A 21,779-nucleotide genomic window follows, 5' to 3' on the forward strand; every position below is an offset into this window, starting at 1 on the left:
GCCGTAACCGCCACCGCCGCCACCAAAGCCGCCGCCGCCGGAGCGACCGCCGCCGAAGCCACCGCGACCGCCGCCGCCGCCGCCGAAGCCGCCCGGACGCTCTTCACGGGGACGGGCTTCATTCACGACCACAGCGCGGCCTTCCAGCGCGGCACCGTTCATGCCGTTGATGGCGGCTTGCGCTTCGGCGTCCGAACCCATCTCCACAAAGCCGAAGCCCTTGGAGCGACCGGTTTCACGGTCCATCATGACCTTGGCAGAGGTCACCGTACCAAATTGCGAGAACGCTTCGTGCAGAGATTCGTCGCGGACGCTATAGGCCAGATTGCCTACGTAAAGCTTGTTTCCCATGGGGAAGCCCTTTCAATACCAAATAACCATGTGGAGCTTCAACCCATCGTGAACCATTCAACCGAAGGCGCTGCATCCAGACACAGGTTGCCGATTATGGGCGGAGCCTTTCTGACGGCGCAAAACACCCTCGGCTGACTGTTGTTTTTTGACGCCGCATGGAAACCAGTACAAACCCTTGGTTGGGCGCATTTCGGCACGATTCGGCGGGCGCAGCTAGGGTTAGCGAGCAATTCCCATGGCTGCCCGGCGGAGCGCAACGGTCTCGCTAAGATGGGGCAAAAACCCACCCTACCCGTGAATTCCAGCCTCAGCCCCCACACCCTCACACGCCTCCTGTCCAGCCTGGATGCGGCCCGCAACGGCGCGGCCTTCCGCGCCCTGCTGGCCTCCTTCTGCCTGGCCGGCCTGATGCTGGGGGCCGCCGAAGCCGACCTGGCCCGCGAACAGACCTGGCGGGGCGCCCTGTGGGGCGCAGCCGCCCTGTGCATCGTGTTTCTGGGCGTCAATAGCACCGGCCTGCTGTTGATGGACCAGGCGCGCGGCCACCCCATCCGCGATCTGCGCGACGCCGCCTATGACAGTCTTCGTATTGCTCCCCGCGTGCTCTTGTGCTTGCTCGCCATGCTGGCCTCGGCGGGACTGCTGACAGCCGTGATGCTGGGCCTGCTGAGCCTGTCCCGTCTGCCCCAGTTGGGACCGCCGCTGCTGAGCGCCCTGGTGCCCTTGGGCGTGGGATTGTTCGGCGGCATGCTCTTGACGCTGATGGTGATGGTGGGGCCGCTCACGGGCCCATCGATCTGGTCCGGCCTGCCGCCCGCCCGCGCCCTGCGCAAGCTGGCCGGCCTGCTGCGCTGGCGCCTGCTGGACACCGCCGTGCTGATGGTGGGCGTGCTGGGACTCTCGGCCCTGGTGAGCGCCTGCGTCAGCGTGGTCGTCGTCGGTGGCGGCCAGGTCATGGCTCTGCTGGTGCCCTGGGCGGCCGGCATCGAGCTGCCGCCACAACAGCTGATGGCCGGGCTGTTCGGGCGCGGGCTGCGCAGCCTGGGCGCGGCAGGCACGCCCATCAACACCAGCGCGGCCGGCCTGGCCGTGCAGACCGGCGGCGGCGTGGTCTTCGCCCTGGCCCTGGTGCTGCCGGCCCTGTTCTACCTGCGCGGCTGCTGCGCCGTGTGGCTGGCGCTGACCGAGCCAACGGCCGAGGAAGCCCAGCTGTGAACGCGGCGCCGCGCATCGTCTCCCTGGTGCCCTCGATCACCGAGCTGCTGATCGCGCTGGGCCTGCGCCCCTTGCTGGTTGCGCGCACCGGCTTCTGCATCCACCCCGCCCATGAGGTGGCGGGAATTCCCAAGGTCGGCGGCACCAAGGACGTCAACCTCAACAAGCTGCGCGGCCTTGCGCCCAGCCATGTGATCGTGAACATGGACGAGAACCGCGCCGACACGGCCGAGGCCCTGCGCACCTTCGTGCCGGAGCTGATCGTCACCCATCCCCAGGGACCGCAGGACAACGCCGGCCTGATCACCCAGCTGCAGGCGCACTTCGGCCACCTGCCCGGGGTGGCCGCCCGCGCCGACGCCCTGCAGCGGTCGCTGGCGCAGGCCTTGCAGGCCGCGCGAGGCAAGACCTGGCCCCCACGGCGCGTGCTCTACCTGATCTGGAAGGATCCCTGGATGGGCGTGGCGCGCGACACCTACATCGCCCGCATGCTGGCCGAGGTAGGCTGGCTGAGCTGGCCGGATGCCCTCGGCGGCGAGACCGGTGCCGCCCGCTACCCTGTGATCCAGGGTGACGAAGCCTGGCTGCAGGAGATCGACGAGGTCCTGCTCAGCTCGGAGCCTTACAGCTTCAACGCCAGCCATCTCGACGCCGCCCAGGCCCTGTGCCCGCGGGCCCGAGTGCGCCTGGTCGATGGCGAACTGCTCAGTTGGTACGGCCCTCGCGCCGCGGCCGGCCTTCACTACCTGATGGAGATGCGCGGATGGACATCGTCAAACCCCTGATCGCCCTGCTGGCCATCGTCAACCCCATCGGCGTGGTGCCCTTCTTCATCCACTTCGCCCAGGACCTCAGCGCGGAGCAGCGCCGGCACACGGTGCGCGTCAGCTCCGTCACGGCCTTCCTGGTGATCTCCATCAGCGCCCTGGCCGGGCTCAAGGTGCTGGACTTTTTCAACATCTCCCTGGCCAGCTTCCAGGTGGGCGGCGGCGTACTGCTGCTGATCAGCGCGCTGCAGATGCTCAACGCCCGCCCCGCCGAGAGCCGGCCCGAGGACCTCAGCGAGGGACAGGCCAAGCTCAGCAGCGGAGCCAGCATCGCCGTCGTGCCCCTGACCATCCCCCTGCTGACCGGCCCGGCCACCATCTCCACCATGGTGATCTATGCCGACAAGACCCGGCACTGGTGGGAGCTGGGGGTGCTGGTCGGTTACGGCGTCGTGGTGGGTCTGGCGACCTACCTCGTTTTTTCAGCGTCCGGTCGCATCGCCCGCGTGCTGGGCCAGACCGGCATCAACATCATGACCCGGCTGATGGGCCTGATCCTGGCCGCACTGGCCGTGGAGCTGCTGCAGGATGGGCTGATCAAGCTCTTCCCGGTGCTGGCTTCGCATCTGGCCAACTGAAGGAGCAGGCCATGAAGAGCTTTCTGCAGAAGCTGGGCATCCCCACCCCCGTGCTGATGGCCCCCATGGCGGGCGAGGCGGCCAGCGCGGCCCTGGTCGCCGCGGTCTGCGAGGCCGGCGGCCTGGGCCAGCTGGGGGCGGCCTACCTCAGCCCGGCGCGCATCCGGGCCGTGGTGGCAGACATCCGCGCCCGCACCGGCAAGCCCTTCGGCATCAACCTCTTCTGCCCGCAGGCCTGGCAGGTGGACGCCGACCGGGTCGAGGCCTACCGGCAGCGCCTGGCCCCGCATGCGCAGACGCTGGGCCTGCCCGTGCCCGAGCTGCCCGCGGCCTGCGAGGAGGACTTCGAGGCCCAGCTGGCCGTCGTGCGGGAGCTGGCGCCCGCGGTGGTGAGCTTTGCCTTCGGCGACCCGGGCCCCGGCCTCGTCCAGACCTTGCGCGACGAAGGCCGGGTCGTGCTCGGCACCGCCACCCAGCTCAGCGAGGCCCTTCAGCTGCAGGAGAGCGGCGTGCATGCCGTCGTCGCCCAGGGTTACGAGGCCGGCGGCCACCGCGGCGGCTTCCATGGCCGGCGCGAGGGGGCGCTGATCGGCACGATGGCCCTGGTGCCGCAGCTGGTGGACGCGCTCTATGTGCCCGTGATCGCGGCCGGCGGCATTGCCGATGCCCGCGGCATGGCCGCCGCCCGGGCGCTGGGCGCCACGGCCGCAGCGGTGGGCACAGCCTTCCTGCTGGCCGAGGAATGCCCGCTGTCGCCGGCCTACCGCGAGGCCCTGCTGCAGGCCCGCGATGCCGACTCCACGCTCACATGCGCCTTCTCCGGCCGCGAGGCCCGTGGCCTGGCCAATGCCTTCACCCGCGACATGGCCGACGCGCCGCTGCCGGAATTCCCCATCCCCAATGCCCTGACCCGCCCGCTGCGCCAGGCAGCCGCGGCGCAGGGCCGAGCCGACTTCCTGAGTCTCTGGGCCGGTCAGGCCCTCCCACTGGCCCGCACCAAGCCCGCAGCCCAACTGGTCCGTGAGCTGGCCGCTGGCTGGGCTTGATCCCCTGGAGAAATCAAGCCCATGGACTTTGACACCATCGTCGTCGGTGCCGGCACCGCCGGCTGCCTGCTGGCCAACCGCCTGAGCACCGACCCGTCCAAGCGCGTGCTGCTGCTGGAGGCCGGCGGCAAGGACGACTACCACTGGATCCACATCCCCGTCGGATACCTGCACTGCATCGGCAATCCTCGCACCGACTGGCTCTACCGGACCGAGCCCGAGCCCGGTCTCAATGGCCGGCAGCTGCGCTATCCGCGAGGCAAGGTGCTGGGCGGCAGCTCCAGCATCAACGGCATGATCTACATGCGCGGCCAGTCGCGCGACTACGAGCATTGGGCGGCGCTCACCGGCGAGGACGCCTGGTCATGGGGTCAGGTCTTGCCGCTCTTCAAGCAGCATGAAGACCATTGGCGGCTCGATGCCAAGGAGACCGCGGACGAGGCCTTCCGCGCCCTGCACGGCCACAAGGGCGAATGGCGGGTGGAGCGGCAGCGCCTTCGCTGGGACATCCTGGACGCCTTCGCCGCCGCGGCCGAGCAGGCCGGCATTCCCCGCACCGAGGACTTCAACGGCGGCAGCAACGAGGGCGTGGGCTATTTCGAGGTCAACCAGCGCAGCGGCCTGCGCTGGAACGCCGCCAAGGCCTTCCTGAGGCCCACCTGCCTGGGTCGCCCCAATTTCGAACTCTGGACCGGCTCCACGGTGCAGCGCCTGAGCCTGGGCCGCGACGCCTCGGGCGCGTTGCGCTGCGAGGGCGCCGAGGTGCGCACGCCCCATGGCATGGAACACGTCCGCCTGACCCCCGGCGGCGAGTTGGTGCTGGCGGCCGGAGCCATCGGCTCGCCGCAGATCCTGCAGTGCTCGGGCCTGGGGCCAGCGGCGCTGCTGCAGTCCCTGGGCATTGCCGTGCAGCAGGACCTGCCGGGTGTCGGCCAGAACCTGCAGGACCACCTGCAGATCCGGGCCGTCTTTGCTGTGGAGGGCACACGCACGCTCAACACCCAGGCGGCGAGCTGGTGGGGCAAGCTGGGCATCGGCCTGCAGTACCTGTGGTCGCGCAGCGGCCCCATGAGCATGGCACCCTCGCAGCTGGGCGCCTTCACGCGCTCCTCGCCCCAGCTGCGCTGGCCGGACCTTGAATACCACGTGCAGCCGCTGTCGCTGGAGGCCTTCGGCGAGCCCCTGCACCGCTTCAATGCCTTCACGGCCAGCGTATGCAACCTGAACCCGGGCAGCCGCGGCAGCGTCAACATCCGCAGCAGCGATTCCGAGCAGGCGCCAGCCATCGCGCCCAACTACCTCAGCACCGAAGGCGATCGCCGCATCGCCGCGCAAAGCCTGCGCCTGACGCGGCGCATCGTGGCCCAGCCCGCGCTTGCACCCTTCCAGCCGCGCGAGGTCAAGCCCGGCCCGGCCTATGAGAGCGACGAGGAGCTCACCCGCCTGGCCGGCGATATCGCCACCACCATCTTCCACCCCGTGGGCACCTGCAAGATGGGCCGTGCAGGAGACCCGCTGGCCGTGACGGACCCCCAGGGCCGCGTTCGTGGCGTGGCCGGCCTGCGTGTGGCCGACGCCAGCCTCATGCCCACCATCACCAGCGGCAACACCAACGCGCCGACGCTGATGATCGCGGAGCGCATCGCGAGCTGGATGGTGCAGGAGCGAGCATGAAAACGGCCCGCCGAAGCGGGCCGTATGAGCAACGCAGGCACGCTCAGCCGCCGAAGCGCTCCTCCAGATAGGCCAGCAGGGTGCGGATGCCCTGGGCCTCTCCACCCTCGGGGCGGCCCGGCAGGGACTTGGCGTTGGAGCCGCTGATGTCCAGGTGCAGCCAGTCCTGCAGGGGCTCGACGAAGTACTCCAGGAACAGTGCCGCATTGATGGCGCCAGCCATGGGATTGGGGCCCGTGTTGACGATGTCGCCCAGGCTGGACTGGATGCCCTGCTGGTAGGGCGCCCACAGGGGCATGTGCCAGACCGGATCCTCGATCTTCAGGCCCAGGTCCACCAGCTCGCGGGCGGTGTCCATGTGCTTGGCGAACAGGGCTGGCAGCTGCGGGCCCAGGGCCACGCGGGCGGCACCGGTGAGGGTGGCCAGGTCGATGATCAGCTCGGGCTTGCCCTCGCTGGCGTAGGCCAGGGCGTCGGAGAGGATCACGCGGCCTTCGGCGTCGGTGTTGCCGATCTCGATCTGGAGGCCCTTGCGGGTCTTGATGATGTCACCCGGGCGGTAGGCATTGCCGGCCACGGCGTTCTCCACCGCGGGGATCAGCAGCTGCAGGCGCACCGGCAGCTTCAGGGTCATGATGAGGCTGGCCAGGGCGATGGCATTGGCAGCGCCGCCCATGTCCTTCTTCATCTGGCGCATGCCTTCGGCGGCCTTGAGGTTCAGGCCGCCGGTGTCGAAGCAGACGCCCTTGCCCACCAGGCTGATCAGCGGGTCCTTGGCCTTGCCCCAGTTCAGCTCGATCAGGCGCGGCGCGCGCACGCTGGCGCGGCCCACGGCGTGCACGGCCGGGAAGCCCTTCTTGAGCAGCTCCTCACCCACGATCTGTTTGAACTTGGCACCGTGCTGCTTGGCCAGCAGCTGGGCGGCGGCGGCCAACTCGGCCGGGCCCATGTGCTCGGCGGGGGTGTTGATCAGGTCGCGGGCCGCACAGATGGCGGTGGCGGTGGCCAGACCGCGCTCGGCCTCGATGCCCGGCTTCAGCAGCAAGGTGGCGCTGGCGCGGGGCCGGGCCTTGTAGACGTCGAAATGGTAGCTGCCCAGTTCCCAGGACAGAGCGGCCTGCTCCGGCGCGACGGCCAGTCCCTCATCCGACAGCGTGTAGCTGCCCTCGGGCAGGGCCATGGGCAGGGCCGACAGCACATAGGGCGAACCCACGCTGGCCACGCCGGCCAGGACCTTCTCGATCTTGCCGTCGGCGCCGGGCACCAGGGCGTGGCTATCGGGCTTGGCGGTGAAGCCGATGCCAGCCAGCCAGTTCTGCGCGGGCTTGGGCAGCTTGGACCTCAGGGACTGGAAACTCGCGGCATCGAGCACGACGATGGGCGTGGCGCGCGACAGGGCGCTCTTGAGCTGGACGGTCATGGCAGGCAGTTCTCAGGTGTGTGTGGCGGCATTGTCGCCGCGCCGGGCCGCCCCAGACGCGGGTCTGGGCGGCCAGCGTCAGCAGCTGTGCTGCAGGCGGGAGAGCAGGGCCTGCGCATCCGGCCCGGCCGCTGCCGCAGCGGCGCCTGGGGCCAGCACGGTCTCCAGCAGGCGCTGGGCGGTGGCCAGTTGGGGCGTCACAGGGCCGCAGAAACGCAGCTGCTCACCCACGCCCACGACCAGGGTGGGGAAGGTCTCGACGTCCAGGTCGCCCACCAGCTCGGCGTCGTCCTCGATGTCCACCCAGATGAAACGGGCGCCGGGGTGCTGCTCACGCAGTTGGGCGAAGGTCTCGCGGTAGCTGTCGCAAAGGCGACACCAGGCCGCGCACAGACAGGCGACCAGGGTGGGCGGCGGTTGACGTTGGGCGAGCGAGGAGGACATGGCGGGCAGCTTAGCGACAAAGAAGGGGGCAGCCGGAAGGGACAGCCCTCACGTTGTAGTCGCACGACGGGCCGGCGGTTCCCGGGGCGAACCCGGGCCGCAGGCTGGAACGTGAAAAAAGTTTGCCGAGGCTGTCAACCGCCTGTCTGCCCACCCCGTTGTGCCCCTCAAGACCCGCTTGATGGGGTCCAGCAAGAGGAAAGGCCAGTCGCCATGATGAAGTCGCAACACCGTACCGAAGCCCAGAACCGTCGCGTGCCCATGACCGAATGGAACACCGACAAGGGCCGCAAGCACGAAGCCTTCGAGACCGCCAGCCTGGGCACCGACCGTCGCAGCCTGGCGCGCGCCCTGCGCTTCGACCGCAAGCGCTGATCCCGCGGGGGAGCCACGCTGCCCCAGTCAACAGGGAGCGCCCACGAGGCGCTTCTTGCATTTCCGGCCCCTACCCCTGACCCGCCGGGGCTGGCCGCCAGCCAGATCCTGCAGCCGTGCCCTAGGCCTGGTCCAGCGCGTCCGGCCCCTCCAGCCCTTCGTCGAGCGCCGGCAGCGGCGCCAGCAGGCCCTCCAGGTCCGCCGCACTGAACTTCACCAGCTCGGCGGCCCCATCCACCCCCATCACCCCATCCGCCAGCGCCTTCTTGCGCACCTGCAGGGCGAGGATGCGCTCCTCGATACTGCCCTGCACCAGCAGCTGGTGGACGAAGACCGGCTTGTCCTGCCCGATGCGGTGGGCCCGCGCGCTGGCCTGTGCCTGCACGGCCGGGTTCCACCAAGGGTCCAGGTGGATGACGGTGTCCGCCGCCGTCAGATTCAGGCCCACGCCCCCAGCCTTCAGGCTCAGCAGCATGAGTGGGCACTCACCCGCCTGGAAGCGGGCCACGCGCTCGCCCCGCTGGCCTTCGGGGGTGTCGCCGCTCAGGCGCAGGGCCGGCAGGCGCAGCGCCGTCAGCAGGCCCTCGACCAGGTCCAGCATGCGGGCGAACTGCGAGAACACCAGCACCCGGCGCCCCTGGCGCAGCAGATCGGGCAGGTGCTCGCGCAGCCAGGCGAGCTTCACGCCCTCGCCCAGGTTCGCCGGCAGCTCCTCGATCAGCCGGGGGTCGCAGCACAGCTGGCGCAGGCGCAGCATGGCGTCGAGCACCGAGATGAGCCCGCCCTCCAGACCTTGGCGGGCCAGGATCCGCCGCACCATGTGGTCAGCCGCCACGCGCACGCCCTCGTAGAGCTGGCGCTGAGGCAGGGGCAGCTCCAGCAGGATGCGAAGCTCGGTCAGCGGGGGCAGCTCCGGCGCCACCTCCTCCTTGAGGCGCCGCAGCATGAAGGGCCGGACCCGCGCGGCCAGCCAGCGCGCTCGGCGCCCATCGCCGCCCTCCTCGATGGGCTTGCGCCAGTGGCGGGCAAAGCCGCGGGCATCGCCCAGGAAGCCCGGCAGCAGGAAGTCGAAATGCGCCCACAGCTCACCCAGGTGGTTCTCCAGGGGCGTGCCACTGAGCACCAGGCGCTGGCGCGAGGGCAGACGGCGCAGGGCCCGGGCGGTGCGCGAGGCGGGGTTCTTGACCGCCTGCCCCTCGTCCAGCACCAGCCAGTCCCAGTCCCGGCCGGCCAGCACCCGCAGGTCCCGCCAGACCAGGCCGTAGCTGCACAGCAGCAGGTCGCAGGCCGGCAGGGCCTGGCCACGCGGGGCGCCGTGCCAGGTGGCCACGCGCAGCCCCGGGCAGACGCGGGCGGCCTCCTGCGCCCAGTTGAACAGCAGGCTGGTGGGCATCACCAGCAGGGACCCTTGCGGCAGCCGCCCGGCCTGCTTTTCCAGCCACAGGTGCGCCAGGGTCTGGGCGGTCTTGCCCAGGCCCATGTCGTCAGCCAGGATGCCGCCCAGGCCCTGCTGCCCCAGGTACTGCAGCCAGGCCAGACCTTGCAGCTGGTAGTCACGCAGGCGCAGGCCCAGGCCCTCGGGCTGAGCCACCAGAGCCGGCCGCCCGGCCTCGCGCAGTCGCCCCACCAGGCTGTCCAGCGCCTGCTGGCCGTGGAATTGCCAGCGGCCGCGGTCCTCATCGAACAGGGCCAGTTGCTGCGCCTGCCACTCGGACAGGCGCAGCGGCCCCTTGGCATCCAGTTGGCGCGGCGTGACCAGGCTCAGCAGGTGTCGCATCAGCTGCTTCAGCGGCGCCGCCGGGGTGTGGAAGCGGCGTCCGCCAGGGGCGCGCAGGAAGATGACGTCATCGTCCTCGATGGCCTCCAGCGCCATCGCATCCAGCCAGCGCTTGTCCCGGCGCAGCAGATTGGCCATCAGCGGCGCCAGGTCCAGGCGCTCGCCCTGCACCTCCAGGCCCAGGCTCAGCAGCCAGGAGCCGCGCTGACGGGGCGCCCCCAGGCGCGGCACGGCCCCGGAGGCTCCGGCCCCGTCCACGCTGAGCCCCAGGTGCCAGGCACTGACCGGCAGGGGCTCGTGGGCAAAGCCGGGCAGGCGCTCCACCACCCAGCCCTCGCGGAGCAGCCGGGGGATGAGGTCCGTGACGAAGTCGCCGAAGTCCTCCTCCATCAGCAGCGTCCAGGCCCGCCCGGGCGCCTGTGCAGGCGGCTGGCGCCATTGCAGGTGGTCGGCACGCAGGGGCTGGGCCCCAAGGGCCAGGAGTCGCTGGATCCAGGGCCCATGCGGACCGGTCTGACCCTCGGCCGGGCAGGGCCAGGGCGGAGCGCCGGCCGCGTCCACGAGGAACAGCTGCATCAGGCTCAGCGGTGCCCCGCGCGGGCCCAGGCGCCCATGCGGACGCAGGCCCAGCAGGCCGTCGCCGCGGTCCAGGGTCTGCAGGCGCAGCAGCGGACGCAGCATGGGCGAGGGAGGCTGGGCGAGGGCGGTCATGGGCGGCATTGTCGCCAGCCCGGGGCCTGCCTTTCTGGCGTCCTGCCGGGGCGGTGGCAGACTGACGCCCATGACCGCCCTCTCCCGACGTTCCCAGCTCGGCCGCCTGCTGCGCCGCACCCTCTGGCTGATGCTGGGCCTGGGCCTGGGTCTGCCCCTTCTGCTGGCGACGCTGGCCCTGCAGGCCCTGCCCAGCGTGCCCCCGCCGCCCGCGCTGGAAGGCGCGCAGCTGCAGCAGGCCAGTGAAGTCCTGCGCCAGAACGACCCCCGCCAGCTGCCGCCCGGCGGCCTGCGCGTCGCCCGGCTCAGCGAGGCCCAGCTGCAGCTGCTGCTGGGGCGCCTGGTCAACCGCTATCACGAGGCCCGCGCCACCGCCCAGTTGGCCGAGCACGAGGCCTGGCTGGAGGCCAGCATCCCCTTGCGCGAGCAGGGCGCCGGCCCCTGGCTCAACATCCATGCCCGGCTGCAGGAGACGGGCAAGCTGCCGCGCCTGCGCCAGCTGCGCATCGGCCACCTGCCCCTGCCCACCTGGGCCTCGGACTGGCTGGTGCGCTGGCTTACCGAGCGGCTGGCGGCCCAGGCCGAGCTGCGCGTGGCGGGCGAGCTGATCCAGCATGTGGGCTTCATGCCGGGTCTGCTGCAACTGAGTTACGAATGGAAGCCGGACTCGCTGCGCAAGGCGCTCAACGCCCGCTGGCCCACTGCGGAGCAGGCCCGGCTGCAGCATTACAACGCCCTGCTGGTGAAGCTCTGCGAGCCGCATCTGTCCGGCACGCCGGTCTCGGTGGCCGATGTGTGGCCGCCCTTCTTCGCCGAGGCCCTGCGCCGCAGCCAGGCCGGCGAGGACCCGCGTCAGGAGAACCGCGCGGCCTTCCTCATCCTGGCCCTGCAGGCGGCCGGCGAGCACACCAGCCGCCTGCTGCCCGCCGCCAGTAGCTGGCCGCGGGCACGGCCCATGCTCCTGACCGCCAACGGGCGGGACGACTTCTCCCAGCATCTGCTGGTCTCGGCCGTTCTGGCCATCGAGGGCGGCGGGCCGCTGGCCGATGCCATCGGCATCTACAAGGAGGTGGCGGATTCGCGCGGCGGCAGCGGCTTCAGCTTCAATGACCTGGCCGCAGACCAGGCCGGCACCCAACTGGGCCTGTATTCCGAGCGCGACCCGCTCGGTCTGCAGAAGCGCCTGGCCGCCCATCCGCCGGAGCGCGACTTCATGCCCCGCACCGAGGACCTGCCCGAGTTCCTCAGTGCCGAGGCCCTGCAGCAGCAGTACGGCGGACTGCAGGGCGAGGGCTACCGGCGCATGATGGCCTTGATCCGGCAGCGCGTGGACGCCCTGCCCCTGTACCGCTGAAACGGGTGATCAGCGCTGCGGCCGCTGGCTCCACAGCACGCCGGCCAGGATCAGTCCCATGCCCGCCAGCGTCGCGCCGTCAGGCACCTCGCCGAACATGGGCCAGGCCAGGCAGCTCGCCAGCACGGGGGTCAGCGCGCCCACGGTGGCCGCGCGCTGGGCGCCCAGGCGCTGGATGGCGAAGGCATAGCTGAGCGTGGACAGCAGGCCCACGCCCAAGCCCTGGATGCTGCCGTGCAGGACCCAGGCCCGCGCCGGCAGGGCCATCAGGCCCAGGGGCGGATGCATGACCAGCCAGGGCAGCAGCAGGGCCAGGGACACGACCGAGATCAGCGCCGCCGCCTCGATGGGGCTCAGGCCCGAGTGCCGCAGGGACAGGGTGTAGTTGGCCCACATGAGGCTGCCCAGCAGGAAGAGCCCGTAGCCCTGAGCCAGCTGACCCTCGCCATGGTGGAAGGCCAGCAGCGTGGCCACACCGGTGACCACGGTCAGCAGCGCCGGCCAGCGGCTCAGCGCGGCGCGGCCCTGGGTGAAGGCGGCGATCAGGGCCACGAAGAGCGGGATGGTGCCAGGGATCAGCGTGGCGCCGTCGGCCACCGGGGCGTGGCGCATGCCCGCTCCGGCGATCAGGAAGTAGGGCAGGCCCGCGCCGGCCACGATGCTCATCCACTGCAGGGCAGGCAGGCTGGCAAAACGACGCCAGCGCAGGATCACCACCGGCAGGAAGACCAGGCCGGCGGGCAGGAAGCGCACCAGGGCCAGCTCAGCCGGTGCCAGGGCGGCGCGGGCGCCGGCGCGCAGGGAGATGAAGAAGCTGGCCCAGATCAGCAGAGTGAAGGCCAGGGCCGCCCAGCCGGCCCAGGGCGTGGCGCTGCGGGCGGGGGTGGCGGGCAGGGCCAGGCCGGCAGCCTGGAGCGAGGAAGGGGCAATGCTGGACACGCGAGTACTACGGGTTACTACTGAATGACGCAGATTTTCTAGTGATTGCCGCGCGATAATCGATCACATTCACCACTGGATTGGCCTGATTAAGATTCTTATCGCCAATTCAGCCGCGCTAAATGCGCCTTTTCACCCCTCCCTCATTCATGGACCGAATCGACCTTCAATTGCTGGAGCTGCTGCAACGCGAGGGCCGCCTCTCCGTGGCCGAGCTGGCCGACCGCGTCGCCCTGTCGCAAAGCCCCTGCGCCCGTCGCCTGCGCCGCCTGGAGGAGGCCGGCTACATCAGCGGCTACCGCGCCATCCTGGATCGCAAACGCCTGCAGCTGGCGACCACCGTCTTCGTCAACGTCCGGCTGATGCACCACCGGGAGGACGCGGTGCGGGAGTTTGAATCCGGCATGCAGGCCATGAGCGAGGTGGTGGCCTGCCATGTGGTCTCCGGGGCGCATGACTATCTGCTGGAGGTGGTCGTCGGCGACCTGCCGGACTACGAGCAGATCGTGCGCCGCCTGCAGGCCCTGCCCATGGTCCAGGACATCACCAGCAACTTCGCAATCCGCTGCGTCAAGAGCGGTGCACCGCTGCCACTCAAGGCGCTATGAGGCTCCCTTGTCCCGCCTGAGTCGCCGCCCCGTCTGCTCTCGCTGCGAACGCCCCCTGGCTGGCTGCCTGTGCGCCTGCATCCGCCCGCTGGACAATGCCGTGCCCCTGCTGATCCTCCAGCATCCCGAGGAGGCCCGCCAGGCCAAGGGCACGGCCCGCCTGTTGCAGCTGTGCCTGCAGCGCTGCGAGCGCCAGGTCGGCGAGCACTTCCGCGCGCCGGCCCCGGACACCCATCCCCTGCTGCTGCTCTACCCGCCGGGCCCTGGCGCGACCGCGCCTCAGCGCCCCGCCCTGGCGGCCGGCCAGCCTGCGCCCCGCCTGGTCCTGCTGGACGGCACCTGGCGCCAGAGCCGCCAGCTGATGCACAACGCCCCCTGGCTGCAGACCCTGCCCCGCCTGGCCCTCACGGCGCCGCCGCCGAGCCGCTATGCCATCCGCAAGGCCCATGCACCCCACCAGCTGAGCAGCCTGGAGGCCGCCGCCCTGGCCCTGGCCCAGCTGCAGCCCGGGCTGGACACGCGGGCCCTGTGGGATGCCATGGACGCCTTCGTGGCACTGCAGCAGTCCCTGGCATCCGCGGCGCGGGCAGGCAGGCACTAGGCGCGCACAGGGCCTTCTTTGCATTTCTTCGCAGAGCAGACGCGAGCCGCTCAGGCGCGCACCGCATGCTGCGGCCTCAGTCACAGCTCTGCCCCAACCATGAAGACCACGGTGTTCTTTGCCCTTGCGCTCACGGCCGTGCTGCTGGGCTTCTGGCGGGATCCCCTGCGGCCGCAGGACAGGCCGGCTGGACGCAGCGCGGGAATGCCTGCCACACGGACACAGACCGCCCCCTTTCCCACGACGGCAGCCGAGACCTTCCAGGCTCACCCACCGGCCTCGCCAGCCCAGGCAGCAGGACCTCAGCCCACCGCGCCCGCTGCGAGTACCGGCGCCGCGTCCCCCGATGCGCCTTTCCTGACGGCCGGTACACCGGTGCAGGCCGCGGACGCTGAGGGCGCCTCCGACTGGCGTGACAGCGCACTGGACCTGCTGAGCCAGATCGGTCTGCTCTGTCCGGCGGCCGGCTGCGACAGCCTGGAAGACGATTGAGGCCCTCGGGCACGACCTGACCCCATCGCGCCGCAATCCCACGGCAGAATCGGCAGCCTCCACCATCGCTGCCACTGCCCGCTGATGCGCCTGCGCCTGCCCGCCCTGATCCAGCCCTCGCCCCGCCGCGACTGGGTCACCCCCGAGGACGTCAATGTCAGCCCCGCCCTGCTGGGCCATGCCCTGGCACGACCGGCGCAGAGGGCCTGGGCCATGGCCCTGGATCTGGCCCTGATCGGCATGGCTTCCACCCTGGGCAACTGGATGCTGCTGGGCAGCGTTGCCCTGGCTGCCTGGCTGCAGATCCGGCGCCGGGATGCCCGGCGCCAGCCTTCTTCGCTCTGGTGGCTGCTGGTCGCGCTGATGCTGGCACTGGGCCTGCGCGGCCTCTGGGTGGACCTGCGCGAAACTCTCCAGGACAAGCCCCGCGCCAGCCGCCCGGCCGCCGCCGCGCCCGCGCAGGAAGGGGCCGACGAGGACGAAACCCGGCCCGAGGCGGCCGCGGGATCCGCCGCGCCCTCCTCGGCGGCCAGCGCCGCCAGCGCGGAAAGCCGCCGCATCGCCGAACTGGAAACCCAGCTGCGGCGCCTGCGCCGCTCGGAGGAGGCGGCCCGCGCCCACAGCGGCTTCCAGCCCCGCCAGTGGCTGGAAGAGGCCCTGGGCGAGGTGGGCCTGCGCTTCAGCCTGGCCATCGTCTACTTCACCCTGCTGCCCGTGCTGTGGCCGGGCCAGACCCTGGGCAAGCGCCTCATGGGCCTGCAGGTGGCCGAGCTCAGCGGCAAGCCGATGACCCTGATGCGCAGCTTCAGCCGCTACGGCGGCTACCTGGCCAGCATGGGCACCGGCGGCATGGGCTTCGCTCAGCTGGTCTGGGACGCCAACCGCCAGGCCCTGCAGGACAAGGCCGCCCATACCGTGGTGCTGGACCTGCGCCGGACGGACCGCCTGCCCGCCGCCGACATCCCCGCGGAGCCCGCCACGCCGGCGACGGCCCTGCCGACAGACACCCGCACCGAGCCCACCCCATGAACCGCCATCCGCCCCTGCGCGCCCGCCGCCCTGGCCTGCTGACCCTGCTGGCCCTGAGCCTGGGGGGCCTGCTGAGCGCCACACCCGCCCTCGCCGAGGCCCCCGCCCCGCCCCGGCCCTTCGAGTTCGTGGCCCTGGGGGACATGCCCTACGGCCCCGCCGAAACCGCCTACCCCGTCTACCAGCAGCTGATCCGGCTGATCAACGCGCAGGCCCCCGCCTTCAGCCTGCACGTGGGGGACTTCAAGAGCGGCAGCAGCCCCTGCAGCGATGACGAATTCGCCCGCCAGCGCGACTTTTTCAATCAGTTCGACACGGCCCTGGTCTACACCCCCGGCGACAACGAGTGGACCGACTGCCACCGCCCCGCGGCCGGCGGCTTTGCGCCCCAGGAACGACTGGACACGCTGCGCGAGATGTTCTTCGGCGCCCCGCGCAGCCTGGGCCGCCAGCCTCTGGCCGTGCAGCGCCAGGCCGATCTGCAGCCGGCCCACGCCCGCTACCGCGAGAACTTGCGCTTCGAGCGCGAAGGCGTGCTGTTCCTGACCCTCAACGTCCCGGGCTCCAACAACGGCTTTGAGCCCCGCGACATGGCCGCCGTGCAGGAATTCCTGGCACGCAACGAGGCCAACCTGGCCTGGCTGCAAGCCGGCTTCGAGCGGGCCCGCAGCCTGGATGCGCGCGCCGTGGTCATCGCCATGCAGGCCGATCCCTTTCTCGGCGCCAACCAGTGGATGGAGTTCCCCAGCCACAGCGGCTTCACCCGGCTTTTCGAGCAGGGCTTGCTGCCCCTGGTCCAAGACTGGGGCCGCCCAGTCCTGCTGATCCACGGCGACAGCCACCACTTCGTGATCGACCGCCCCTTCAAGGCCGTCAAGGAGCCCGGCAAGGGCCAGGTCTTGCGCAACCTGCTGCGCCTGCAGGTGTTTGGCGAGCAGGAGGTCCACGCGGTGCGGGTCAGCGTCGATCCGGCCAGCCCCGATCCCTTCGGCTTCAAGCCCCTGTTCAATCCCCTGTCGCCGCACTGAAGGCGCGCAAAGTCGCGCCCCTCCGCCCCCGGATCAGGGGACAGGCCCGCCCCTCACCCGACGGTCGCCCGACAAGCCACCTTCTGCCATTTCCATAGAGAGACGAAGCCCCGGAAGTGCGCCTGACGCACCAGCTCGGTGCTTGGCCTACGGTAAAAACCCCAAGTGCGTGCATGGGGACCGGCCTCTACATTGGCATCACTCGACGCGGACGCTGCGCTTGCAGTGCCCGCCTACGGGGGCTGAGGAGACAAACAAGACGGGGCCGCCACTACCGTGGCGCGCCACTGTCACAATCCACGGGCACCACATCGGTGCCCGTTTTCATTGGTGCGCAGCGGCCGCGAGGCCCGTCGCGCCCCGCCTCGCCTGACGCTTGCCCCCATGCTGGACCTTGTCACCGTCGCCCTGGCCTCCTTGCTGGCCGGATTCATCGATGCCGTCGTCGGCGGCGGCGGCCTGATCCTGGTCCCCGCCCTCTTCAGCGTCTACCCGCAGGCCACGCCGGCCACGCTGTTCGGCACGAACAAGGGCGCGGCCATCTGGGGCACGGCCTGGGCCACGAAGCAGTACGCCGCCCGCGTCACCCTGCCCTGGCATGCCCTGCTGCCGGCGGCGGCGGCGGCTCTGCTGGGCAGCTTCGGCGGCGCCTGGACTGTCACCCTGGTCAGCCCCGAGGGCCTGCGCAAGCTGCTGCCCTTGATCCTGGGCGCCGTGCTGCTCTACACCCTGGCCAGAAAGGACCTGGGCCGCGAGCACGCCCCGCGCTTCAGCGGTCGCACCGAGGTGCTGCTGGCCAGCCTGATCGGCGCCGTGATCGGCTTCTACGACGGCTTCTTCGGGCCGGGCACAGGCAGCTTCTTTGTCTTTCTCTTCGTGCGCCTGCTGGGCTTCGACTTCCTCCATGCCTCGGCCAGTGCCAAGCTGCTCAACACCGCCACCAACGCCGCGGCCCTGCTGCTGTTCGCAATGAAGGGCCATGTCTGGTGGCAGATTGCCGCGGTGATGGCCGTCACCAACGTCATCGGCAGCCTGCTGGGCACGCGCATGGCCCTGGCCCGCGGCACCGGCTTCGTGCGGGGCATGTTCGTGCTGGTGGTGGGGGCGCTGATCCTCAAGACCAGCTACGACGCCTTCCTGCGCTGAGTCCCCGGGGTTTGCACGGGGCGCCGAATCGTCTCCAGGCGTCACAAGATTCCGCGACTGCCGCCCCGCAGCGCTACCATTGCCGGATCACGCCTCTCAGGGCGGCACCGGCTCTGGCCCGCCGCCCGGACCCCCGCGGGGGGCGGGACGGGCACGCCCCGCCCCTGGAGACGTTCTCATGCATCATGCAAGGCCGCCCATGTCCGTTGATCCTGAACTGCGCACCCTCGACATCGAGATTCCCACCCAACCCGAGGTGCTGGTCAAGCTGTCCCTGCTGATGGCCGCCGACGACATCGATCTCCTGGCCGTCTCGGCCCTGGTCGAGACCGACATGGCCCTGGCCGCCGCCGTGCTGAAGGCCGTCAACTCTTCGCTGTACGGCCTGCGCGGCCGCGTTCAGACCGTGCACCAGGCCCTGACCTATCTGGGCATGCGCGAGGTGGCTGCCATCACCTTCGAGATGGGCCTGCGCGCCGCCTTCCCGCCCGCCCCCGAGCTGGACCCGGTCTGGGCCCGTGCCTCGCAGCGTGGCCTGCTGATGGGTCGCATGGGCCAGATGCTGGGCGTGGACCCCTGGGCCGCCCACTCGGCCGGCCTCTTCGAGGAATGCGGCAAGGCCGTGCTCTACCGTCACGCCCCGGCCCACTACCCCGCCATGCTGCGCGCCACGCAGGAGGACGCCGAGCTGGTCAAGCTCGAGCACACCGCCTTCGGCGTGAGCCATGACGCCCTGGGCGCCGCCCTGTGCGAAAGCTGGGGCCTGGCGCCGGCTGCGGTGGCCAGCGTGCGCAGCCATGTGGAAGTCCAGACCCACCTGGTGATGCCGGACACCCTGCAGCGCCGCAGCGTCTGCGCGATCTCCGTGATCGCCTGGGCCTTGATGAACGCACCGGAGCGCCTGGACGAAGTCGCCAAGGCCATCGCCCCGCAAGCCCAACTGGACGAGACCCTCGTGTTGCGCGCGGCCCGCCGCGTCAGCGAGCAGTTGCTGGAAGCCCAGGCGCACGGCCGCGACTGAGCCGCTGCGGCTCCAGACCAAGCCGGCGCCGGGCCGGCTTTTTTCTTGCCTGACAGCCGCAGGCGGCGCGCCGCTCAGGCCGCCAGGCTCAGCCGGTCGCGCCCGGCATGCTTGGCGATGTACAGGGCCTCGTCGGCCGCCTGCATCAGGGCCAGGGGGCTGAGGTAGGGCTGGGTGGGGCTGTAGGCCGCAAGGCCGATACTCACCGTCACCATCTTGTCCACCGGGCTGGCACCATGGGGCAGGGACAGGCGCCGCCAGTCCTCGCGCAGACTCTCCAGCATGTGCTGGGCCGAGCCGCTGTCGAAGCCCGGTAGCAGAGCCCCGAATTCCTCGCCGCCCAGGCGAGCGACCAGGTCGGTATCGCGCTTGAAGCGCTCGCCCAGCAGGCGGGCAAAGCGGCGCAGCAACTCGTCACCGGCGGCGTGGCCGTGCAGCTCGTTGTAGGCCTTCAGGTGATCCAGATCCAGCACAGCCAGGGCCAGGCGGGACTGCTGGCGCTGGGCGCGCTTGAATTCGCGGCGCAGGGCGTCGTCGAACTCGCGGCGATTGGACAGGCCGGTCAGGGTGTCGTGGCGGGCCAGTTGGGCCAGCTCGCGCTGCTTGATGTCCAGGGTCGCCTGCGCCTCGTGAAGGGCGCGCGCCTGCTGGGCGACCTGGGCGCTCAACTCGCGCATTTCATGCTGCTTGCGCTGCAGCTGCTGGTCCACGCTCTGGTGGACATGGGCCATGGCGCGGTTGATCTGCTGCAGCTCCGCCGGCGTGCGGGCGGGCTGACCGTCATCGAACCAGCTGAACTCGCTGGGCGGCCGGCTGGGATCGAAGCGCTCCATGTCGGAGGCCATGCGGCGCAGCGGGCGCAGCAGCAGGCGGTCGATCAGCTGGGCCGCGCCCAGCCCCAGGGCCAGGGCCAGGGCCAGCAGCTGCGCCAGCCAGTGCTGCATGGACGGCCTGGCCAGCAGCCCCCAGACGTTCAGCTCGGGCGAGACCACGCGGACACGGCCCAGCTCTACGCCCTCGCCCGGCAGGCGCAGGGCGAACTCGCTGTGCGGGCTGTCCTGTCCGGGCAGGACATCAGGGCCACTCACCAGGCGTAGGCCATCCCGGCCCTTGAGCTCGACCGACTGCAGCTCATGGCGGCTCACCATGGTCTCCAGCAGGCGCTGGACGGCGCTGATCTGGTTGCTGGCCACGGCCCGGGACAGGGGTTCGGCGTACAGCAGCGGCAGCAGCAACTGGCTGGCCTCGGCCTGCTCCGCCTCGAGGCGCAACTCGCGCCTCACATGCCAGCTGCCCAGGAGCAGCACCAGCGCAAGGCCCAGCGTCAGCAGGCCAAGGAGGGCGCGGGACTTCAGCGACAGAAGCAGGGCAGGCGTGGCGTTCATGGGCTCACCGGCATTGCAAACGTTGCCGGCCTTTCAGCATCGGCCGATTCAGGCGACTCGCCCACCCGGGATTGCCCGGAACTCTGTCGCCTGAACCGTGCACTGTCCCCGAAGCGCGGCACAAATTGGCAGGGTCTTGCCACCGTGCGGGGCCCGTCCAGTGGGGCAATGGGCGCCAGGGGGCGTCATGTCGGGAGTCTTCGTGGGGCTGGGGAGCGTGTGTCAGCCCCCTGCCCGAGCGCCAAGACCGGCAGTTGCACGCGCCCCGCTTCTTCGGCAAGTCCTGTGGCCGGCACGCCGGCAGCTGCTCTGCGACGGTGAAGCGGCTCTGCTGAAGCAGGCCCCAGAAGCAGGCCCGTCGTGCCCCCTAGAATGCGCTCGCCGGTCACATGGACCGGCGCGTTCTCAGGGCGAGGTGAAACTCCTCACCGGCGGTATCTGCTCTTTGCAGCAGGAGCCCGCGAGCGCCTCGTCCCCCCAGGGGCGAGGGTCAGCAGATCTGGTGCGATGCCAGGGCCGACGGTCACAGTCCGGATGAAAGAGATCGCGTTGTTGAAGCCGCGTCAGCGTGCCCGCCTTTTTTCGCAAGGTCGGCGCGCAGCCGTGGCTTGCCTGCGCGCGCCCTGATTTGTGTGAACTGCTTTAAGAAAGCGCAACATGAATCAGACCCATCCAACCATTCCCACACCCAGCCGCCGCGGCCGCATCGCCTTGCTGGCCAGCCGATGGCACCCCGAACTCGTCCAGCGCATCACGGGCGCAGCCACACAGGAGTTGCACCGCCTGGGCTGGACGGCCAAGCAGATCGAACTGCATGAGCTGCCGGGCGCCTTCGAGTTCCCGCTCTATGCGCTGCGCCTGGCCGAGGCCGGGCAGCACCAGGCGCTGATCGCCTGCGCCCTCGTGGTTGACGGCGGCATCTACCGCCATGAGTTCGTGGCCCAGGCCGTGATCGACGGCCTGATGCGGGTACAGCTGGACAGCCGCATGCCCGTCTTCTCGGCTTCACTCACGCCGCAGCATTTCCACGAGCACGCGGTGCACCAGCAGTTCTTCCACGAGCATCTGGCGATCAAGGGTGTCGAGGCTGCGCAGGCCTGCGCGACGACGCTGGCGGCGCACGAACGGCTGGCACCGCTGGCGGGCTGATCAAAGGCCTTGCACTGCGAAGCGCAGACGGGCGTAATGCCCCTGCGCATCCAGCGCGGTGAGCTGCTGCTCGCCGTTGCGCTGGGGCTGCAGCAGCATGGGGCTGCCCGGCGCCTCCTGCCAGGCGATCAGCTGGCCGTCCAGCAGCCAGGCCACCGACCCGTGGGCGCCCAGCAGCTGCAGCGGCAGCCGGATCTGCTGCCGCCCCGGCGTGGGCCGCAGCACGGTGCCGGGCTCCAGGCCCACGATGCGCAGCCGGGCGCTGGGTCCACCCTGGGCCTCGCCCCGGCAGCCGGCTTTCCAGGGCAGGCGCTCCAGGGGGTGGCGCTGGGCGGTCTCGATCCAGGGCTGCAGCAGCTGCGGCCAGCGCACGGCGGGCGCGCTGCGCGCCTGCGGACCGGCGCAATCGCCTGAAACACGCTCACGCCCGCCTGCGTCCACCAACACACGGATCTCCAGACCCTGGGCCGCACCGCGCTCGGGCAGGGTGGGCGGCGCGGCGCCATCCAGCAGCCAGGCCGTGCGCTGCTGCAGGCACTGGTCCGGTGGCGTGCTGCTGGCCAGGCGGCCCAGAGGCCAGCAGATGGGCGCCGCCTGCACGCTGGC

The 21,779-nt window shown here is 70.7% G+C and carries 21 protein-coding genes, 1 pseudogene and 1 riboswitch; of the genes and pseudogenes, 15 read left to right on the forward strand and 7 right to left on the reverse strand.

What is annotated here, in order from left to right:
• A partial coding sequence (locus H5407_RS22105; RefSeq protein WP_183106665.1) for an RNA-binding protein occupies nucleotides 1–351 on the reverse strand: 351 nt, incomplete at its 3' end.
• A 297-nt stretch (nucleotides 352–648) separates the two neighbouring features.
• Here H5407_RS22105 and H5407_RS22110 point away from each other — a divergent pair.
• The 5 genes from H5407_RS22110 to H5407_RS22130 are packed head-to-tail and all read left to right on the forward strand — an operon-like array spanning nucleotide 649 to nucleotide 5,694.
• Nucleotides 649–1,569, forward strand: coding sequence for a hypothetical protein (locus H5407_RS22110; protein WP_183106666.1), 921 nt, complete (start codon nucleotides 649–651; stop codon nucleotides 1,567–1,569).
• Nucleotides 1,566–2,354 carry a helical backbone metal receptor gene (locus H5407_RS22115; protein WP_310737691.1) on the forward strand — a complete coding sequence of 263 codons (789 nt, stop codon included), beginning with the start codon at nucleotides 1,566–1,568 and terminating at the stop codon, nucleotides 2,352–2,354. The genes H5407_RS22110 and H5407_RS22115 overlap by 4 nt, the downstream gene beginning before the upstream one ends.
• Nucleotides 2,333–2,974, forward strand: a complete 642-nt coding sequence (locus H5407_RS22120; protein ID WP_183106668.1) for a MarC family protein — start codon at nucleotides 2,333–2,335, stop codon at nucleotides 2,972–2,974. The genes H5407_RS22115 and H5407_RS22120 overlap by 22 nt, the downstream gene beginning before the upstream one ends.
• An 11-nt stretch (nucleotides 2,975–2,985) precedes the next feature.
• Nucleotides 2,986–4,020 (forward strand): nitronate monooxygenase family protein, encoded by a 1,035-nt coding sequence (locus tag H5407_RS22125; RefSeq protein WP_183106669.1) that lies wholly within the window; start codon nucleotides 2,986–2,988, stop codon nucleotides 4,018–4,020.
• 21 nt (nucleotides 4,021–4,041) lie between these two features.
• The gene (locus H5407_RS22130; RefSeq protein ID WP_183106670.1) at nucleotides 4,042–5,694 is read left to right on the forward strand and encodes a GMC family oxidoreductase; all 1,653 of its coding nucleotides are present in this window, start codon (nucleotides 4,042–4,044) and stop codon (nucleotides 5,692–5,694) included.
• Nucleotides 5,695–5,737: 43 nt separating this feature from the next.
• Here the strand turns inward: H5407_RS22130 and H5407_RS22135 are convergent, their stop codons facing one another.
• Together H5407_RS22135 and H5407_RS22140 are read right to left on the reverse strand one after the other, a co-directional pair.
• Entirely contained in the window at nucleotides 5,738–7,114 is a 1,377-nt protein-coding gene (locus tag H5407_RS22135) for a M17 family metallopeptidase (RefSeq protein ID WP_183106671.1), read from the reverse strand.
• Nucleotides 7,115–7,192: 78 nt separating this feature from the next.
• Nucleotides 7,193–7,558, reverse strand: coding sequence for a thioredoxin family protein (locus tag H5407_RS22140; RefSeq protein WP_183106672.1), 366 nt, complete (start codon nucleotides 7,556–7,558; stop codon nucleotides 7,193–7,195).
• Between the two features lie 213 nt (nucleotides 7,559–7,771).
• Between H5407_RS22140 and H5407_RS22145 the strand changes: the two genes are divergently transcribed.
• The gene (locus H5407_RS22145) at nucleotides 7,772–7,933 is read left to right on the forward strand and encodes a hypothetical protein (protein WP_183106673.1); all 162 of its coding nucleotides are present in this window, start codon (nucleotides 7,772–7,774) and stop codon (nucleotides 7,931–7,933) included.
• Nucleotides 7,934–8,054: 121 nt separating this feature from the next.
• Here the strand turns inward: H5407_RS22145 and H5407_RS24780 are convergent, their stop codons facing one another.
• Nucleotides 8,055–10,421 (reverse strand): DEAD/DEAH box helicase, encoded by a 2,367-nt coding sequence (locus H5407_RS24780; RefSeq protein WP_183106674.1) that lies wholly within the window; start codon nucleotides 10,419–10,421, stop codon nucleotides 8,055–8,057.
• 70 nt (nucleotides 10,422–10,491) lie between these two features.
• On the opposite strand from H5407_RS24780, the gene H5407_RS22155 reads away from it, so the two are divergent.
• A complete protein-coding gene (locus H5407_RS22155) occupies nucleotides 10,492–11,775 on the forward strand; it encodes a hypothetical protein (RefSeq protein ID WP_183106675.1) in 1,284 nt (427 codons plus the stop codon).
• Between the two features lie 9 nt (nucleotides 11,776–11,784).
• On the opposite strand, the gene H5407_RS24785 is transcribed toward H5407_RS22155, so the two are convergent.
• Entirely contained in the window at nucleotides 11,785–12,714 is a 930-nt protein-coding gene (locus tag H5407_RS24785) for a DMT family transporter (protein ID WP_220800748.1), read from the reverse strand.
• A 149-nt stretch (nucleotides 12,715–12,863) separates the two neighbouring features.
• Here H5407_RS24785 and H5407_RS22165 point away from each other — a divergent pair, with 149 nt between their 5' ends.
• From H5407_RS22165 to H5407_RS22195, 7 genes are all read left to right on the forward strand, one after another.
• The gene (locus tag H5407_RS22165) at nucleotides 12,864–13,322 is read left to right on the forward strand and encodes an Lrp/AsnC family transcriptional regulator (RefSeq protein ID WP_183106676.1); all 459 of its coding nucleotides are present in this window, start codon (nucleotides 12,864–12,866) and stop codon (nucleotides 13,320–13,322) included.
• A gap of 7 nt (nucleotides 13,323–13,329) precedes the next feature.
• Nucleotides 13,330–13,923, forward strand: a complete 594-nt coding sequence (locus tag H5407_RS22170) for a tRNA-uridine aminocarboxypropyltransferase (RefSeq protein WP_183106677.1) — start codon at nucleotides 13,330–13,332, stop codon at nucleotides 13,921–13,923.
• Between the two features lie 111 nt (nucleotides 13,924–14,034).
• Nucleotides 14,035–14,415 (forward strand): hypothetical protein, encoded by a 381-nt coding sequence (locus tag H5407_RS22175; RefSeq protein ID WP_183106678.1) that lies wholly within the window; start codon nucleotides 14,035–14,037, stop codon nucleotides 14,413–14,415.
• Nucleotides 14,416–14,499: 84 nt separating this feature from the next.
• Entirely contained in the window at nucleotides 14,500–15,444 is a 945-nt protein-coding gene (locus H5407_RS22180) for an RDD family protein (RefSeq protein WP_183106679.1), read from the forward strand.
• Nucleotides 15,441–16,472: a hypothetical protein gene (locus H5407_RS22185; RefSeq protein ID WP_183106680.1), complete on the forward strand. Its 1,032-nt coding sequence runs from the start codon at nucleotides 15,441–15,443 to the stop codon at nucleotides 16,470–16,472. Before H5407_RS22180 ends, H5407_RS22185 begins: the two co-directional genes overlap by 4 nt.
• A 384-nt stretch (nucleotides 16,473–16,856) precedes the next feature.
• The gene (locus tag H5407_RS22190) at nucleotides 16,857–17,618 is read left to right on the forward strand and encodes a TSUP family transporter (protein ID WP_404935653.1); all 762 of its coding nucleotides are present in this window, start codon (nucleotides 16,857–16,859) and stop codon (nucleotides 17,616–17,618) included.
• Between the two features lie 199 nt (nucleotides 17,619–17,817).
• The gene (locus H5407_RS22195) at nucleotides 17,818–18,639 is read left to right on the forward strand and encodes an HDOD domain-containing protein (protein WP_183106681.1); all 822 of its coding nucleotides are present in this window, start codon (nucleotides 17,818–17,820) and stop codon (nucleotides 18,637–18,639) included.
• Nucleotides 18,640–18,713: 74 nt separating this feature from the next.
• Here H5407_RS22195 and H5407_RS22200 read toward each other — a convergent pair whose 3' ends face one another.
• The gene (locus H5407_RS22200; RefSeq protein ID WP_183106682.1) at nucleotides 18,714–20,024 is read right to left on the reverse strand and encodes a diguanylate cyclase; all 1,311 of its coding nucleotides are present in this window, start codon (nucleotides 20,022–20,024) and stop codon (nucleotides 18,714–18,716) included.
• Nucleotides 20,025–20,421: 397 nt separating this feature from the next.
• A riboswitch (FMN riboswitch) is annotated at nucleotides 20,422–20,574 on the forward strand.
• A 107-nt stretch (nucleotides 20,575–20,681) separates the two neighbouring features.
• On the opposite strand from H5407_RS22200, the gene H5407_RS22205 reads away from it, so the two are divergent.
• Nucleotides 20,682–21,173, forward strand: a complete 492-nt coding sequence (locus H5407_RS22205; protein WP_183106683.1) for a 6,7-dimethyl-8-ribityllumazine synthase — start codon at nucleotides 20,682–20,684, stop codon at nucleotides 21,171–21,173.
• On the opposite strand, the pseudogene H5407_RS22210 reads toward H5407_RS22205, so the two are convergent.
• Nucleotides 21,174–21,779: pseudogene (locus tag H5407_RS22210) on the reverse strand (penicillin-binding protein 1C); the annotation flags it as partial. It lies immediately after the preceding gene.

This window comes from Mitsuaria sp. WAJ17 (assembly GCF_014174515.1).
Classification (GTDB): Bacteria; Pseudomonadota; Gammaproteobacteria; order Burkholderiales; family Burkholderiaceae_C; genus Roseateles_B.

What these genes read in the sequence shown, in the direction of transcription:
- H5407_RS22120 (WP_183106668.1), top strand. Translation starts at nt 2,333, where the DNA reads ATGGACATCGTCAAACCCCTGATCGCCCTGCTGGCCATCGTCAACCCC.
- H5407_RS22125 (WP_183106669.1), top strand. Translation starts at nt 2,986, where the DNA reads ATGAAGAGCTTTCTGCAGAAGCTGGGCATCCCCACCCCCGTGCTGATG.
- H5407_RS22130 (WP_183106670.1), top strand. Translation starts at nt 4,042, where the DNA reads ATGGACTTTGACACCATCGTCGTCGGTGCCGGCACCGCCGGCTGCCTG.
- H5407_RS22135 (WP_183106671.1), bottom strand. Translation starts at nt 7,114, where the DNA reads ATGACCGTCCAGCTCAAGAGCGCCCTGTCGCGCGCCACGCCCATCGTC.
- H5407_RS22140 (WP_183106672.1), bottom strand. Translation starts at nt 7,558, where the DNA reads ATGTCCTCCTCGCTCGCCCAACGTCAACCGCCGCCCACCCTGGTCGCC.
- H5407_RS22145 (WP_183106673.1), top strand. Translation starts at nt 7,772, where the DNA reads ATGATGAAGTCGCAACACCGTACCGAAGCCCAGAACCGTCGCGTGCCC.
- H5407_RS24780 (WP_183106674.1), bottom strand. Translation starts at nt 10,421, where the DNA reads ATGACCGCCCTCGCCCAGCCTCCCTCGCCCATGCTGCGTCCGCTGCTG.
- H5407_RS22155 (WP_183106675.1), top strand. Translation starts at nt 10,492, where the DNA reads ATGACCGCCCTCTCCCGACGTTCCCAGCTCGGCCGCCTGCTGCGCCGC.
- H5407_RS22165 (WP_183106676.1), top strand. Translation starts at nt 12,864, where the DNA reads ATGGACCGAATCGACCTTCAATTGCTGGAGCTGCTGCAACGCGAGGGC.
- H5407_RS22180 (WP_183106679.1), top strand. Translation starts at nt 14,500, where the DNA reads ATGCGCCTGCGCCTGCCCGCCCTGATCCAGCCCTCGCCCCGCCGCGAC.
- H5407_RS22185 (WP_183106680.1), top strand. Translation starts at nt 15,441, where the DNA reads ATGAACCGCCATCCGCCCCTGCGCGCCCGCCGCCCTGGCCTGCTGACC.
- H5407_RS22190 (WP_404935653.1), top strand. Translation starts at nt 16,857, where the DNA reads ATGCTGGACCTTGTCACCGTCGCCCTGGCCTCCTTGCTGGCCGGATTC.
- H5407_RS22195 (WP_183106681.1), top strand. Translation starts at nt 17,818, where the DNA reads ATGTCCGTTGATCCTGAACTGCGCACCCTCGACATCGAGATTCCCACC.
- H5407_RS22200 (WP_183106682.1), bottom strand. Translation starts at nt 20,024, where the DNA reads ATGAACGCCACGCCTGCCCTGCTTCTGTCGCTGAAGTCCCGCGCCCTC.
- H5407_RS22205 (WP_183106683.1), top strand. Translation starts at nt 20,682, where the DNA reads ATGAATCAGACCCATCCAACCATTCCCACACCCAGCCGCCGCGGCCGC.